Genomic DNA, 14,496 nt, shown 5'->3' on the forward strand with positions numbered 1-14,496 from the left:
GGCTCAAGATTTTTTACGACTCTTTCAAGCGTTACAAAACAGATCGGCGTGAGGCGATCCGGCAAGATTTTGATGGGTTGGGTGAAAAATCTGTTGTGCTGGATTTCGGGGGATTCGAAGGGAACTGGGCACACGACATTCATGAACGCTATAAATGCTCTGTACATGTGTTTGAACCTCACCCCAGATTTGCAGAAGAATTGCGCAACCGGTTTTCAGGTAATGACAAAATATTCATCCACGAATTTGCACTTGGTTCAGAAGAAGGTGTTTTGAAACTTTCTGACGACGGAGACGCTTCTTCAGCGCTACATGAAAACAAGAACGCGGTGGAAGGAAAGATTCAGCCTGTTTCTGTATTTTTCAACGAACACCCAGACACCGACTTTTCTCTGGCAAAGATCAACATTGAAGGTGGTGAATACGATCTATTACCGGCATTGCTCGACACCGGGTTTATTAACAAAATAGGTATTTTGCAGGTGCAGTTTCATCTCTACTCTGAAAGTTTGATTGCAGTTCGCACTGGCATTGTAAGCAGAATTGAAGAAAATTTCCGCTCTGATTGGAGCTATCCGTTTGTTTGGGAGCAGTGGACAAAAAAATGATCACACCAGTTATTCTTTGCGGTGGTTCGGGAACGCGTCTTTGGCCTTTGTCGCGAAAGAGCTATCCAAAGCAGTTTTCAAAACTAATTGGCGACCAGAGCCTGTTTCAGATGTCAGCATCGCGCGTAAAGGGCGACGGATATACTGCTCCTTTGGTTCTGACCAATTCTGATTTCAGGTTTATTGTCGCGGAACAGCTTACAGAAATCGGGATCGACCCAGGTGCTGTTCTGATCGAACCCGAAGGGCGCAACACTGCCCCGGCGATTCTGGCGGCCGCTCTCTATTTGCTTGAAAAAGACAAAGACGCAATGATACTGGTCTTGCCGTCAGACCACAATGTACCGGATGCTGACCATTTTTCTAAAACGGTCCAAACGGGTAAAGATGCGGCACTTGCAGGCAATCTGGTAGCTTTTGGCATCGGTCCAACACGACCGGAATCCGGATACGGTTACTTAGAACTGGAAAGCCCTTCAGCGAATGGCGAAGCCGTAAAACTGCGCCGTTTTGTGGAGAAACCAGATGTAGCCACAGCACAAAAGATGTTGGATGCTGGGAATTTCCTCTGGAATGCGGGAATATTTTTGTTCAAAGCCCAGACAATTGTAGACGCCTTCAAAGAAAATAAATCAGATCTGATGACACCGGTCAAACGCGCGATTGACGAAGCTGAGACTGATTTGGGTTTTTTGCGTCTCGCGCCCGAGCCCTGGTCAGAAGCTGAGGATATATCGATTGACTATGCGGTCATGGAAAAAGCTAAAAATCTGTCGGCTGTGCCATTTAGTGGAGGCTGGTCCGATCTTGGAGACTGGGACAGTGTCTGGCGCGAAACGAAAGGCGATGATGATGGTCTTGTAACCTCTGGCGCCGCAATCGGAATAGATTGCAAGAACACGCTTTTGCGTTCGGAAGCCAAGGGTACGGAAATAGTCGGGATTGGCTTAGAAAACATTGTCGCGATTGCAATGCCAGATGCAGTACTGGTCGCAGACAAGTCCCGCGCGCAAGACGTCAAACTCGCAGTAGACGCGCTAAAACAGAAGAAATCCAACCAGGCCGTTCAATTCCCCCGCGATCATCGCCCTTGGGGAAGTTTCGAGAGTCTATACATGGGCCCCCGGTTTCAGGTGAAACGCATTGTTGTAAAGCCCGGCGGAATTCTTAGCCTTCAAAGCCATGTGCATCGTTCCGAACATTGGGTTGTCGTCGAAGGAACTGCAAAAGTCACGATCGGTGACGTAGTTAAGCTCGTAAGTGACAACGAGTCAGTTTACATTCCTTTGGGGGAAAAACACCGAATGGAGAACCCGGGCAAAGTACCCATGGTACTGATTGAAGTTCAAACAGGCAGCTATCTGGGTGAAGATGACATTGTGCGCTATGAAGATGTATACGCCCGCGATTGAGGCCCATCTTTCATGCCCCCACCTGAGCTTTATGTAACAAATTTCAACAAGAATTTCACTGGAGTCTCTGCGACTACGGCAGGGGTGGTTGCTGTTCAGCAAGACCAGTTTGATATGCGCCTTGTTGGGCAACCGCTTCCGCATTGTCCGGTACCAATTTCAAAGCAGCTCGCATATAAACTTAGTCGTAAAAAACCGCCCGACCGGCCATTTTCCATTTGGCATGTACGGCGCAATCCCGAAATGCGGGCAGCCTTGTGGGCGCGCGATGTTTTGCGGCTGCCTATAAAAATTGTTTTCACCTCGGCGGCGCAAAGGTTACATTCGGCATATCCACGCTGGCTGATCTCCAATATGGACGCGGTGATTGCAACAACGCCCGAAGCCGCCAGTTTTGTTTCGAATGTGCATGCGGTCGTGTCACATGGTGTTGACACCAATCAGTTCAGACCTGCGCAAAACCGCTCTAGCGCCTGGCGGATGCTAGGGTACGGTGGCACGTTTGGCCTTGCCGCAGTAGGGCGAATCAGACCCGAAAAAGGGACCGATATTTTTGTAGAGGCAATGCTGGAGGTTTTGCCAAAGCACCCTGACCTTGTCGCCCTGATCGTTGGCAAGACCGCAAAGGAACATTTGAGTTTCAAGCGAAAACTTGAATCTCGCATCGAAAGCGCTGGCCTTTCAAACCGATTAGTTTTTACGGGCGAAGTGAAGCCTGACAAGATGCCCGCACTGATGCGTGCGCTTACACTACTCGTCGCGCTGCCTCGGTATGAAGGTTACGGAATGACACCTTTGGAAGCTTTGGCAAGCGGAGCGCCTTTTATCGGCACAGAAACAGGGTACTTTCAGGAATTTTCGAATGACGGCCAACTGGGAACCGTGGTTGGGACAGAAAACTCTGCCAAAGCTGCGGCGGCGGTTGAGGCATGGTTTGCAAATCCCGGGCGTCTATCTAAAGCGTCAGAAATTGCACCGGGCTTTGTCAAACAGCAGCACAGCATTGAAAGGGAAGTCGCAGGAATCAACGCAGTTTACGAAGGGCTTTGGGCGCAATAAACTGATGAAACTAAACGTTATAAAAGCTACTCCAAGTACCATTTGAGGCTTTGAAAGGTCTCGCTTCACTTGTTTAACGCAACTAATCTATAATGATATCTTAATAGCGAAGGACAGCAGCGTGTTTAAATACCGCATTATTCTTGTGCTGGCATGGCTGGTTCTTCCGTTTGTTTTTGTCCACCGGTTTTTTTCCGGAAGAGACACTGCAGCAACATTCCTTGCCCGCCTTGGATATAGCAAAGAGAAATGTACAAATCCCAGATTGATTTGGCTACATGCAGCGAGTCTGGGCGAGTTTAATACGCTGGAACTTTTGCTGCCCGTATTTAGCAGGAAGTTTCAAAACTATGATTTTCTCGTGACGGTTTCGAACCGGCTCACATTCGAAAAAGTAAAGCGTTTGCGTTTACGCTCGCCTTCCCTGCACGCCGATATAGCTCCATTAGATTTCAACTGTGTGTTGAACAGGTTTTTCAAACGCTGGAAGCCAACATGCCTGATCACGATTGAAAACGAAGTTTATCCAAACCGAAACCTAAAATGTTCAGAAGAAAACATACCGATTGTCTTCGTCAATGCCCGGATGTCTGCGAAAAGTTTTAGCTCTTGGCAAAAAGACGAGACCTTTGCCAGAAAAGTTTTCCAATGTATCGATTTCTGTTTTCCTCAGGATCAAAGCTCCGCTGTTCGTTTTTCTGAGCTGGGTGTAGCACCTGACCGGATAAAGTTGTTAGGAAATCTCAAACGATTTCAAGAGTCTACTGAAATCACGCATCCAGACGTCGACAAGCTTCGGTCTGTTTTTGATCCACTTTTTACACTGTGTGCAGCGTCTACCCACAAGGGAGAAGACCAGATTATCCTTGATGCCTTCAGGACGGCCCGCAAAACCCAACCCAATCTGAAACTTATTCTGGTTCCACGCCACCCACGACGGTCGCATGAGATAAGAGGTTTGGTTGATCAGGCAGGGTTCTCCTGTGCAGTCCGTTCGCAAGATACGCTTCCAAAAGCATCAGATGATATCTATCTCGCTGATACTATGGGGGAAATGCCACTATGGTATTCTTCTGCCGCAACGACATTTGTTGCAGGTTCTCTGGTTCCCGTTGGTGGGCACACGCCGTTTGAGCCAGCCGTATATGGATCTGCTATTATCCACGGATCGCAATATTCAAACTTCAAAGCAATTTACGAGCAACTCGTTTGTAACAACGGCTCAATACAGGCTGACACCGCCGATGAAATTGCAACTGCCTGGATAAAACTTCTTGATGAAAACTCACGAAACACTCAGATAGCGGCGAGTAAAAAATCCCTTTTCAAAAACGGTGCAAAAGGCAAAATGTTGGACGAAATCACTTTTAAAGTCGCTTCACTGCTTTAAAAACCACCCTGAAAATAGGCAACAGATTCGCTTGATAAGAAAAAAGGCTGTTCATTCACCCTTTTCGGACAACTTTTGCTTTGCTATGCTTCCACAAAATGAACAATAAGTTGCGAAATCAGCATACGACAGGCAAGCGCGGCGGCTCTAAAGTGACGATAGTGAATACAAAACAACAGCCGATACAGCTGAACGCGTCGCAAAAACACGGCGTACGAACCCAATTCGGAGCACTTTGCTATCGTGTAAATAACGATAAGGTTCAGGTCTTGCTGGTTACCAGCCGCGGTGCCGGACGCTGGATCATCCCAAAGGGATGGCCCATGGATCAGCAAACACCGGCGAGCGCTGCGGCACAGGAAGCCTTTGAGGAGGCGGGTGTTGAAGGCAAAATCGAAAATATCTGCCTTGGTATCTTTTCATATGTGAAAAGCAGGAATGTAGAAGACGAACTTCCCTGCGTCGTCGCAGTCTTTCCGATGAAGGTGAAACGGCTGCTAAGAAAATTTCCCGAGGCGAAAGAAAGAAACCGCCGGTGGTTCAGTGTCAAAAAAGCAGCTTCCATGGTCAGCGAACCCGAACTTGCGCAGATCATTCGCGCATTTGAACCTGCGTTGCTTCCGCGCTAAGTGCCTATCTCGTCATTGTTAAAACAATAACAAACGACTATCTTTGCAGCGATGCTAAGGAAGGCTCAATGATCCGGTATACTCTCAAATGCGCCAATGATCACCAGTTTGAAAGCTGGTTTCAGTCGGCTGACGCTTTTGACAAGGTCAAGGCTGCCAATTTGGTGGCCTGCCCGGATTGTGGTGATACCGCTGTTACAAAGGCAATAATGGCCCCGAAAGTACGCACAGCGCGCGGTGCAGCGCAAACTCCCGTCGAGGAAATTAAGAAACCCCTTTCCACACCGACGACCGAGCAGGAAACAATACTTGCAAAGCTGAAGTCGGAAATTGAAGCCAATTCAGATTACGTCGGTATGAATTTTGCCAAGGAAGCACGGGCAATTCACGATGGTGATGCGCCGGCACGCGCAATTTATGGCGAAGCAAAGCTTGAAGAGGCCAAATCGCTTATAGAGGATGGGGTGCCAGTAGCCCCCCTACCCTTCACACCGAACAGAAAAACAAACTAAGGGGTTAGCCAATGACTGTACTTATTACCGGGGCAAACCGGGGAATTGGCCGTGCTCTCTTTGAACTTTATAAGACTGATGGCACTGAAGTTATTGGAACCACAAGAGGCGCAATTCCTGACGAGAGTTGGGTTACCCTAGATGTGGCAGATCCCGTTTCGCAACAAGACGTGGCGCGAAGGCTTGAGAATAAACCTGTTGAACTGCTGGTTTGCAACGCTGGGGTATATCTCGATAAAGGCCATAGCCTTGCAGACGGTTATGACGCCGAAACATGGGCCGAAAGCTTTGCGGTAAACGTGACGGGTGTTTTTCTTACCGTGCAGGCAATGCTTGCAAATCTGCAGCTTGCAAACACTCCGCGAATTGCGATTATTTCGTCTCAGATGGGCTCTGACACAAGAGCCCCTGGCGGCTCATACGCTTATCGAGCATCAAAAGCTGCTGCGCTGAATCTAGGCCGGAACTTAGCGGCAGATCTAAAAGGACTTGGGATCGCGGTCGGTATCTATCATCCTGGCTGGGTTCAAACCGATATGGGCGGTGCAAGTGCTGAAATTACTGAAACCGAATCTGTCTCAGGTTTGAAAAGCCGGTTTGCAGAGCTTTCGCTTGAAACCACTGGGTCCTTTCTGACCTGGGACGGCCGGACACATCCCTTTTAAGGTTCGCAGAGACAACGCACCGCACTTGCTCTTGGAGCGTATCCCCCCTAAGAAAACCTCGGTTTATAGAAAGCTAGGGCTAAGGGATATTCCATGCCGCTTTTGGTAGTTAAATTCGGGGGTACCTCTGTTGGCTCTCTGGACAAAATCCGCCGCGCTGCAAAACGCGTCGGCGTTGAAGTCGCACGGGGCTATGACGTCATAGTCATCGTTTCAGCGATGTCCGGAAAGACCAACGAACTGGTCAACTGGGTTGGCGAAACGTCACCGTTGTTCGATGCGCGCGAATATGACGCCGTGGTCAGTTCTGGCGAGAACGTAACCGCTGGTTTAATGGCGCTTACACTTCAGGAAATGGATGTCCCGGCGCGAAGCTGGCAGGGCTGGCAAGTGCCGGTGATGACAACCTCTGCCCATTCCGCAGCACGGATAGAGGATATTCCAACAGAAAACCTGAATGCCAAGTTTGACGAAGGCATGCGCGTTGCTGTGGTTGCTGGTTTTCAGGGGATCAGCCCGGAAGGGCGCATCACCACACTTGGCCGGGGCGGATCGGATACGACAGCCGTCGCCTTCGCCGCTGCCTTTGGCGCTGAACGCTGCGACATCTACACCGATGTTGACGGCGTCTATACGACCGATCCGCGGATCAGCGAAAAAGCCCGCAAACTCGACAAGATCGCATTCGAAGAGATGCTGGAGCTCGCTTCATTGGGCGCCAAGGTTCTTCAGACGCGTTCGGTAGAACTTGCAATGCGCTACAAGGTTAAGCTGCGCGTCCTGTCCAGTTTTGATGAACAAACAGAAACATCCGGCACATATGTCTGTGACGAGGAGGAAATTATGGAATCAAATGCAGTTTCCGGCGTCGCCTATTCGCGTGATGAAGCGAAAATGACCCTGATCTCGGTCGCTGACCGGCCCGGTATTGCGGCTGCCATCTTTGGACCGCTGGCGGATGCTGGCGTTAACGTTGACATGATCGTGCAAAACATATCCGAAGAAGGTCGTACCGATATGACCTTCTCTTGCCCGACAGATCAGGTTTTGCGTGCCGAGAAAGCCCTGCAGGGGGCCAAGGCGGAAGGCAGCATAAATTACCACGATCTTGTTGCTGATCAGGATGTTGCCAAAGTGTCGGTTGTAGGTATCGGAATGCGCTCGCACGCTGGTGTTGCCGCGCAAATGTTTCATGCGCTTCATGCTGAAGGAATAAACATTAAGGTCATCACAACCTCTGAAATCAAGATTTCCGTACTAATAGATCGGAAATATATGGAACTTGCCGTCCAAGCCCTGCATGATGCTTTTGAACTGGAAAAAAGCGCTTAAAGGGGCCCATGGCCGAACAAACAGAAAGTGAAAGCCGCAAACTTCTCAGACGTTTGCGCGATACATTGGCGGAAGACAGTGCTGGTCAGACCCGTCTGGACCGGATCATGCATCTGACTGCGGATTCGATGCAGACGGAAGTTTGCTCAATATATCTGTTCCGTGACGCTGAGACGCTGGAACTTTGTGCGACAGAAGGTTTGAACCCTGAATCTGTTCACCAGACTCGGCTTAAACTTGGAGAAGGTCTGGTTGGGCGCGTCGCGAAATTCACAAAATTGATCAACACGGCGAACGCCCCTCAGGAAAAGGGCTTTCGCTTTATGCCCGAAACTGGCGAAGAAATTTATTCTTCTTTTCTGGGTGTACCCGTCCAGCGGCTGGGCGAACGCCTTGGCGTATTGGTCGTACAATCCAAAGAAGCCCGACAGTTTTCTGAAGACGAAGTCTACGCGCTGGAAGTGGTCGCAATGGTTCTGGCTGAAATGACCGAACTTGGTGCTTTCATTGGCGAAGGCGCAGCATTGTCCGCGCGGCATCAGCAACCCGTCATGCTCAAAGGTGGGGTTGGACAGGAAGGAACGGCTGAAGGTCATGTATTTCTGCACGAACCCCGCGTCGTCGTAACAAACCCTATCGCTGACGATCCACATGCCGAATTGCAACGCCTGCAGGAAGCAATTGATCAGTTGCGCGTTTCCGTGGATCAAATGCTGACGAGTGCAGGGACAGGTGACAAAGAGCAGATGCAGGTGCTTGAAGCCTACAGGATGTTTGCCAATTCCAAAGGCTGGATGCGCCGCATGGAGGAGGATATCGCGCGCGGCCTATCTGCAGAGGCCGCGGTTGAAAAAGAACAATCAACGGCCCGCGCGCGCCTGTCTCAGGTTCCTGACGCTTACCTGCGTGACCGGTTGCATGACCTTGACGATCTGTCGAACCGTCTGTTGCGCATCCTGACCGGGCAAGGCAAGGACACTGGTGCCGAAATGCCGGATAACCCAATTCTGGTTGCGCGCAACATCGGCCCCGGAGAGCTTTTGGAATATGGTCGATCGCTGAAAGGTATCATTCTTGAAGAGGGGTCCGTTGGCTCGCACGCCACGATCGTTGCGCGCGCGCTTGCTATTCCACTAATTATTCACGCAGAACGTATCACCAACGAAGCGCTGAATGGCGACCACGTGATGGTTGATGGCGAACAAGGTATTGTGCATCTGAGGCCTGACGATACTGTCGTCAGCGCGTTTCGTGACAAGATGGCAATGCAAGCTCAGGCACAGGAACGCTATACCTCTATCCGGGACAAACCAGCCGAAACTCTTTGTGGAACAAATATCAGCCTGACAATGAATGCTGGCCTGATGGCGGATTTGCCGTCACTGGACAATTCAGGTGCAGATGGCGTCGGGTTATTCCGTACCGAACTCCAATTTCTTGTCCGAAACAAGGTGCCGCGCCGTGGGGAACTTGCTGCACTTTACGGGCGCGTCATGGATGCAGCGCACGGCAAGCGCGTTATTTTTCGCACGCTTGACATAGGGTCTGACAAGGTACTGCCCTATATGAAACCGCAGGACGAGCCAAACCCCGCGCTTGGCTGGCGCGCCATCCGGGTCGGGCTTGATAAACCCGGTGTGATGCGGATGCAGCTTCAGGCGCTTCTGCGCGCCGCAAATGGCCGCCCAATGTATATTATGTTTCCAATGGTTGCGCAGTTTGAAGAGTTTAAAGAAGCTCGGTCCTTTGTGTACAAAGAAGTGGAGAGAGAGCGCCAGCTTGGGCACGTCTTGCCAGAATCTTTGGAAGTGGGAGCGATGCTTGAGACACCTTCGCTTGCCTTTGCGCCGCGCCAATTCTTCGAAATGGCAGACTTTATTTCCATCGGGGGCAATGATCTTAAACAGTTTTTCTTTGCCGCTGACCGCGAAAATGAACGCGTGCGAAGACGCTATGACACATTGAACGTTAGTTTCCTGACGTTTCTTGAGCAAATCGTTCAACGCTGCAACGAGACAGACACACCTCTCTCATTTTGCGGAGAGGATGCAGGACGGCCTGTTGAAGCCCTGTGTTTTGCAGCGATAGGCCTTCGCGCGCTTTCGATGCGACCGGCTTCAATTGGGCCAGTAAAATCAATTCTGCGTCGTTCAAACCTTGCTGAAGTTAAAGAAGTGATCGAAACCGCACGTGCACGTGGCGATCAATCCGTCCGCCCGGCGATCTTGGATTGGTTGACAAAAGAGAGCTGAGGGCGTCGCGCACAATGCAGATACGATCTGCAGGCTGGTGAACCTCGTATTCTACTCAGCGTCCGCTTTCTGGACCATCCCTGTAACACCTACCCAGCTTCCCTCAACCAACTCTTGCCCTAGAACCCGCTCTGGATTGGTGGGCGGCGGCATCTCAACACCTTCGAGTTTGTTAAACCCGAAACGGCCGTAATAGGACGCATCCCCCACAAGCATAACGCGTTTCCAATCATTTTCGCGTGCAGTTTCAAGGCTTTCCTGAATGAGATATCCCCCAAGTCCTTCGCCCTGTCGGGTCGGGTGGACAGCGACAGGCCCTAGCAGCAAGGCGGGGCGTTTCCCGATACGAACTGGCCAAAACCGAATTGCCCCTGCCAGAATTCCATCTTCGTCCCGAGCAACAAGAGATAGCTCACGCACCGCCGAAATCCCGTCACGTAAACGATAGGACGAAAGCGCCTCACGCCCCGGTGCAAAGCAAAGGTCATAGATCGCTTCTACTTCCCACCAATCCGTTGCTGTTTCTTCAGTTAGCCGATACACCGCTAGCGCTTTCCTAAAGTCACCAAACTTTTCTCTGGAAACGCCCCTAACACGACGTTACCAGTTGGGCAAACATTGGGAGCAAAGATGTTCTACAGACCTGAAGATGGCCACAACCTTCCCCACAATCCATTTAACGCCATTGTTACCCCAAGACCCATTGGCTGGATATCAACACGGGACAGTGCCGGGGTCGATAACCTTGCGCCTTATTCCTTTTTCAACGCGGTCGCCTATGACCCGCCGCAAGTCATGTTCGCGTCTTCCAGCGCAAAGGCGGATCGTGGAGATACGAAAGACAGTGTTGCAAATATCCGGGATACCGGGGTTTTCTGCGTGAACATCGTTGAATATGCGGCGCGCGATGCAATGAACATAAGCTCAGGGGAACATCCCGCTGGCAAAGACGAGTTTCTGCTTGCCGGAGTCGAAAAATCCGAATGCGAGACAATTAAATGCAGCCGCGTTGCGAATGCGCCCGCAAATCTGGAGTGCAAACTGACCCAGATTGTAAGATTGCCCGGTGCCGCAAATATCGTTGTGTTCGGAGAGGTCACAGGCATTCATATGCGTGACGATTGCATGAAGGATGGCCGGTTTGACATCACCAGCTTTCACCCTCTCGCACGTCTTGGTTATCGTGACTATGCACGCGTTACAGAGCTCTTTAGCCTTAACAGGCCGGACGACTGAGGATTCTTCATGGCAAAGACAATAATCGGCATAATTGGCGGCTCGGGCATCTATGATATAGATGGCCTCAAAGACGCTGAGTGGCAGGCAGTAGAAAGCCCCTGGGGCACCCCTTCAGACGAAATTTTGACGGGTTCTCTTGATGGGGTGGAAATGGCTTTTTTACCGCGGCATGGCCGGGGTCATGTCCACAGCCCGACAACAGTGCCGTACCGCGCCAACATTGATGCGCTGAAGCGTATTGGCGTCACAGACGTGATTTCTGTTTCTGCCTGCGGATCTTTCCGCGAAGAAATGGCGCCTGGTGATTTTGTCGTCATTGACCAGTTTATCGACCGCACCTTTGGCCGTGAGAAAAGCTTTTTTGGAACCGGGTTTGTAGCACACGTAAGTGTTGCGCACCCAACCTGTCCGCGCCTGTCAGACGCCTGTGAAACTGCTGCAAAAGACGCGGGTATCAATGTACACCGGGGCGGCACTTATCTGGCGATGGAAGGGCCACAGTTTTCAACGCTTGCTGAATCCAAGGTGTACCGGGAAAGCTGGGGGTGTGATGTGATTGGGATGACCAATATGCCCGAAGCAAAACTCGCCCGCGAGGCAGAACTTTGCTATGCCTCAGTCGCAATGGTTACAGACTACGATAGCTGGCACCCGGATCACGGCGAAGTGGACGTAAGTGAGATTATCAAAACACTTATGGGTAACGCCGATAAAGGCCGGGAAATGGTTCGTCGTCTACCCGCGCTTTTGGGCGCTCAACGGCCCCCCTGCCCGCATGGCTGTGATCGGGCGCTTGAATATGCCATCCTGACCCATCCCGATGCGCGCGATCCGGCGCTGGTTGCCAAACTGGATGCCGTTGCTGCTCGGGTTCTCGTTTAGCTCATGCTTGGATGGTTAGATCAGATGACTCAACCTGACAGACGCTACAAGTTTGGCCGTCACCTGGAAGCGCTGACAGACGAGGTGTTTCACGTTTTTCGCTGGACGTTGATGGTTGGCTTTGCCCGGTTTCTTGCGACAGAGTTTCCTTCGCCCCTGCTAGATTTGCTTTACTGGGCGCTTGCGATGCTGCTGTTCGGATACTTGTCCTCTCGCTTCCTTCTCCGTCCGGAGTTGCGAATTTTCCAAACACGGGATCAGCTTTGGAAGCGGCTTTTGCAAAGCTTTGTGAACTTTTTGCTGTGTATCGTGATATTTATGCTTGTCCTTTGGACAGTTCAGGAATTAAGCGCAACTATCGCCCAATACCGCACAATTGTTAACTAGGGATCAGGATGAACAACAACAAAACTGTCAAAGACTACATCCGCACGATTGTCGACTTTCCTCATGAAGGGATCATGTTCCGCGATGTCACAACGCTTTTCGCTGACCCGCGCGGGTTTCGCATGGCAATTGACCAGATGTTGCACCCCTACGCGGGAATGCGGATCGACAAGGTTGTTGGTCTTGAAGCACGTGGTTTTATCTTGGGTGGTGCGATTGCCCACCAGCTTTCAGTAGGTTTCGTCCCTATCCGCAAGAAAGGTAAACTGCCGGGAACCACGATTTCAGAGGAATATAAGCTGGAATATGGCGAAGCGATTGTCGAAATTCATGATGACGCACTGTTGCCCGGCGAAACGGTTTTGGTTGTGGATGATCTGCTTGCAACTGGCGGTACAGCGGAAGCCGGTATCAAACTGATCGAGCGTCTTGGCGCAGAGATTGTTGGTTGCGCCTTTATAATTGATTTGCCAGATCTGGGTGGCCGCAAAAAGCTTGAAGCAATGGGAATGGACGTCTATGCCCTTTGTGAATTCTCGGGGCTGTAAACCGTAAATTAACTAAACCCACCTAAAGCTGATCTTGCCTGACAGTAACAGGCGCTGCTTGTACACACGTAAGACATTGATCGCCCTGTTGGTTTCGCCATCAGGGCGATCATTTTTATTGCTAATCGTTCTTCGAAAAAATCACACCGGGATTCATTATTCCATGGGGATCAAGCGATGTTTTAATCATGCGCATCAGTGCAATTTTCGCAGGTGACCCATAGCGCAACAGATCGTCCGTTTTTAGGCGCCCAATCCCGTGCTCTGCACTAAATGAACCCTCGAATTCGTGCACAAGATCATGCACCAACCCTTTGATTTCGTCCCGACGCTCAGAGTACGCTTCTTTCTTCTGCCCCTCTGGCGGAAACACATTGTAGTGCAGGTTTCCGTCGCCAAGATGTCCGAAACTGTTGATGCGGAACTTGCCCAAGGTAGAGACAGCCTGCCCCGCCACCTCCAAAAACTCGGATATCGCGCCAAGCGGCAGTGAAATATCATGGCTGGATATTGCGCCCACCCGTGAATTTGCCTGCGGAATATGTTCACGTACAGACCAGAATTCCTGCCTTTGTGTCTCTGATTGCGCGACAAGCCCGTCGGTGACAAGACCAGCATCCAGACCCTGTTCAAAGATATTTTCAAGAGTTCCGGCCGCGCCCATAGCGGCTGGCAAACCCAGGTCAACAAGAACCGACCATTCTGGCATCTGGTCAAATGGAACACGAACATCCGGCATATGTTTCGCCAAAAAATCGAGTCCCGTGCGATGGATCAATTCAAATGCGCTGACGCCACCACCCGAAATATCCTGCGCGATTGCGAGCAGTTTCAGTGCATCGGACGGGTTGGTGACGACAAAAAGTGCAGTTCCCTGCTCTGCAGGCCTTGGAAAAAGTTTCAATGTCGCAGCGGTGATAACGCCTAACGTGCCCTCAGCCCCGATCAGCAAATTCCGAACGTCATAACCAGTGTTATCCTTGCGAAGCCGCGTGAGCCCATTCCAGATATCACCATCTGGAAGAACCGCTTCAAGCCCTAGGCATAAATCCCGCATATTTCCGTAGCGCAGCACATTTACACCCCCCGCATTCGTCGCGAGATTACCACCAATACGGCAACTTCCTTCTGACGCCAGTGAAAGAGGGAACAGACGCCCAGCCTCTTCGGCGGCTGCCTGCACGTTTTGCAAAATCGCACCCGCTTCGGCGATAAGCACGTTCTCTTCCGGATACACCGCACGGATTTGCGTCATACGCTCGAGCGACAAAATAACGGGTGCCGGACCTTCGGGCAGGACCTGCCCCCCGACCAGCCCTGTGCCGCCGCCATAGGGTACAATCCCGACCTTCGCAGCCGCACAGGCCCGGATGATTATCGAAACCTGTTCCACATCACGTGGCGCAATCAGTAAGCCCCCTTGACCTGAAAACCTTCCTCGGGGTTCTTCCAGATAAGCGGGGGTCAGCGGGCGGAACGATGACTCGGGGAGCTGAGCGCGAAGCAATGTTTCAAAGGCGTCATTTGCGGGGGTCAGCATCCTACACTCCTGCCTCTCAAAGCTTACATCCGATGCTGGAC

At 51.1% G+C, this 14,496-nt stretch carries 15 protein-coding genes; 13 read left to right on the top strand and 2 right to left on the bottom strand.

Annotated features, from left to right (window positions below; all coding sequences use genetic code 11):
- The first annotated feature begins 77 nt into the window (after nucleotides 1-77).
- From MWU63_RS17690 to ptsP, 9 genes are all read left to right on the top strand, one after another.
- Nucleotides 78-608, top strand: coding sequence for an FkbM family methyltransferase (locus MWU63_RS17690; protein ID WP_213890871.1), 531 nt, complete (start codon nucleotides 78-80; stop codon nucleotides 606-608).
- A complete protein-coding gene (locus MWU63_RS17695) occupies nucleotides 605-2,020 on the top strand; it encodes a mannose-1-phosphate guanylyltransferase/mannose-6-phosphate isomerase (protein WP_247079062.1) in 1,416 nt (471 codons plus the stop codon). The genes MWU63_RS17690 and MWU63_RS17695 overlap by 4 nt, the downstream gene beginning before the upstream one ends.
- A gap of 12 nt (nucleotides 2,021-2,032) precedes the next feature.
- Nucleotides 2,033-3,079, top strand: coding sequence for a glycosyltransferase family 4 protein (locus MWU63_RS17700; protein WP_213890873.1), 1,047 nt, complete (start codon nucleotides 2,033-2,035; stop codon nucleotides 3,077-3,079).
- Between the two features lie 121 nt (nucleotides 3,080-3,200).
- On the top strand, nucleotides 3,201-4,469 hold the full coding sequence (locus MWU63_RS17705; RefSeq protein WP_213890874.1) for a glycosyltransferase N-terminal domain-containing protein: 1,269 nt from the start codon (nucleotides 3,201-3,203) through the stop codon (nucleotides 4,467-4,469).
- A 98-nt stretch (nucleotides 4,470-4,567) separates the two neighbouring features.
- Nucleotides 4,568-5,098, top strand: coding sequence for an NUDIX hydrolase (locus MWU63_RS17710; RefSeq protein ID WP_213890875.1), 531 nt, complete (start codon nucleotides 4,568-4,570; stop codon nucleotides 5,096-5,098).
- A gap of 68 nt (nucleotides 5,099-5,166) precedes the next feature.
- Nucleotides 5,167-5,610 (top strand): DUF1178 family protein, encoded by a 444-nt coding sequence (locus tag MWU63_RS17715; protein ID WP_213890876.1) that lies wholly within the window; start codon nucleotides 5,167-5,169, stop codon nucleotides 5,608-5,610.
- Between the two features lie 11 nt (nucleotides 5,611-5,621).
- Entirely contained in the window at nucleotides 5,622-6,275 is a 654-nt protein-coding gene (locus tag MWU63_RS17720; protein ID WP_247079065.1) for an SDR family NAD(P)-dependent oxidoreductase, read from the top strand.
- A 93-nt stretch (nucleotides 6,276-6,368) separates the two neighbouring features.
- Nucleotides 6,369-7,607 carry an aspartate kinase gene (locus tag MWU63_RS17725; RefSeq protein WP_213890878.1) on the top strand — a complete coding sequence of 413 codons (1,239 nt, stop codon included), beginning with the start codon at nucleotides 6,369-6,371 and terminating at the stop codon, nucleotides 7,605-7,607.
- Nucleotides 7,608-7,615: 8 nt separating this feature from the next.
- A complete protein-coding gene (gene ptsP / locus MWU63_RS17730; protein WP_213890879.1) occupies nucleotides 7,616-9,859 on the top strand; it encodes a phosphoenolpyruvate--protein phosphotransferase in 2,244 nt (747 codons plus the stop codon).
- Nucleotides 9,860-9,910: 51 nt separating this feature from the next.
- On the opposite strand, the gene MWU63_RS17735 is transcribed toward ptsP, so the two are convergent.
- Nucleotides 9,911-10,402 carry an N-acetyltransferase gene (locus MWU63_RS17735; RefSeq protein ID WP_213890880.1) on the bottom strand — a complete coding sequence of 164 codons (492 nt, stop codon included), beginning with the start codon at nucleotides 10,400-10,402 and terminating at the stop codon, nucleotides 9,911-9,913.
- 87 nt (nucleotides 10,403-10,489) lie between these two features.
- On the opposite strand from MWU63_RS17735, the gene MWU63_RS17740 reads away from it, so the two are divergent.
- From MWU63_RS17740 to MWU63_RS17755, 4 genes are read left to right on the top strand one after another with little or no spacing between them, the layout of a single operon-like run.
- Nucleotides 10,490-11,095, top strand: a complete 606-nt coding sequence (locus MWU63_RS17740) for a flavin reductase family protein (protein WP_213890881.1) — start codon at nucleotides 10,490-10,492, stop codon at nucleotides 11,093-11,095.
- A gap of 9 nt (nucleotides 11,096-11,104) precedes the next feature.
- Nucleotides 11,105-11,980, top strand: coding sequence for an S-methyl-5'-thioadenosine phosphorylase (locus MWU63_RS17745; RefSeq protein WP_213890882.1), 876 nt, complete (start codon nucleotides 11,105-11,107; stop codon nucleotides 11,978-11,980).
- 24 nt (nucleotides 11,981-12,004) lie between these two features.
- A complete protein-coding gene (locus MWU63_RS17750) occupies nucleotides 12,005-12,367 on the top strand; it encodes a hypothetical protein (protein ID WP_247079067.1) in 363 nt (120 codons plus the stop codon).
- 8 nt (nucleotides 12,368-12,375) lie between these two features.
- Nucleotides 12,376-12,915 carry an adenine phosphoribosyltransferase gene (locus MWU63_RS17755; RefSeq protein WP_213890884.1) on the top strand — a complete coding sequence of 180 codons (540 nt, stop codon included), beginning with the start codon at nucleotides 12,376-12,378 and terminating at the stop codon, nucleotides 12,913-12,915.
- 121 nt (nucleotides 12,916-13,036) lie between these two features.
- Here the strand turns inward: MWU63_RS17755 and MWU63_RS17760 are convergent, their stop codons facing one another.
- Nucleotides 13,037-14,455 (bottom strand): FAD-binding oxidoreductase, encoded by a 1,419-nt coding sequence (locus MWU63_RS17760; protein ID WP_247079070.1) that lies wholly within the window; start codon nucleotides 14,453-14,455, stop codon nucleotides 13,037-13,039.
- Between the last annotated feature and the right edge of the window lie 41 nt (nucleotides 14,456-14,496).

This window comes from Pseudohalocynthiibacter sp. F2068 (assembly GCF_023015645.1).
GTDB classification, from domain to species: domain Bacteria; phylum Pseudomonadota; class Alphaproteobacteria; order Rhodobacterales; family Rhodobacteraceae; genus Pseudohalocynthiibacter; species Pseudohalocynthiibacter aestuariivivens.

Coding starts and splice junctions, on each gene's coding strand:
- MWU63_RS17745 (WP_213890882.1), top strand. CDS start 11,105: ATGGCAAAGACAATAATCGGCATAATTGGCGGCTCGGGCATCTATGAT.
- MWU63_RS17740 (WP_213890881.1), top strand. CDS start 10,490: ATGTTCTACAGACCTGAAGATGGCCACAACCTTCCCCACAATCCATTT.
- MWU63_RS17755 (WP_213890884.1), top strand. CDS start 12,376: ATGAACAACAACAAAACTGTCAAAGACTACATCCGCACGATTGTCGAC.
- MWU63_RS17710 (WP_213890875.1), top strand. CDS start 4,568: ATGAACAATAAGTTGCGAAATCAGCATACGACAGGCAAGCGCGGCGGC.
- MWU63_RS17725 (WP_213890878.1), top strand. CDS start 6,369: ATGCCGCTTTTGGTAGTTAAATTCGGGGGTACCTCTGTTGGCTCTCTG.
- MWU63_RS17720 (WP_247079065.1), top strand. CDS start 5,622: ATGACTGTACTTATTACCGGGGCAAACCGGGGAATTGGCCGTGCTCTC.
- MWU63_RS17750 (WP_247079067.1), top strand. CDS start 12,005: ATGACTCAACCTGACAGACGCTACAAGTTTGGCCGTCACCTGGAAGCG.
- MWU63_RS17760 (WP_247079070.1), bottom strand. CDS start 14,455: ATGCTGACCCCCGCAAATGACGCCTTTGAAACATTGCTTCGCGCTCAG.
- ptsP (WP_213890879.1), top strand. CDS start 7,616: ATGGCCGAACAAACAGAAAGTGAAAGCCGCAAACTTCTCAGACGTTTG.
- MWU63_RS17715 (WP_213890876.1), top strand. CDS start 5,167: ATGATCCGGTATACTCTCAAATGCGCCAATGATCACCAGTTTGAAAGC.
- MWU63_RS17700 (WP_213890873.1), top strand. CDS start 2,033: ATGCCCCCACCTGAGCTTTATGTAACAAATTTCAACAAGAATTTCACT.
- MWU63_RS17695 (WP_247079062.1), top strand. CDS start 605: ATGATCACACCAGTTATTCTTTGCGGTGGTTCGGGAACGCGTCTTTGG.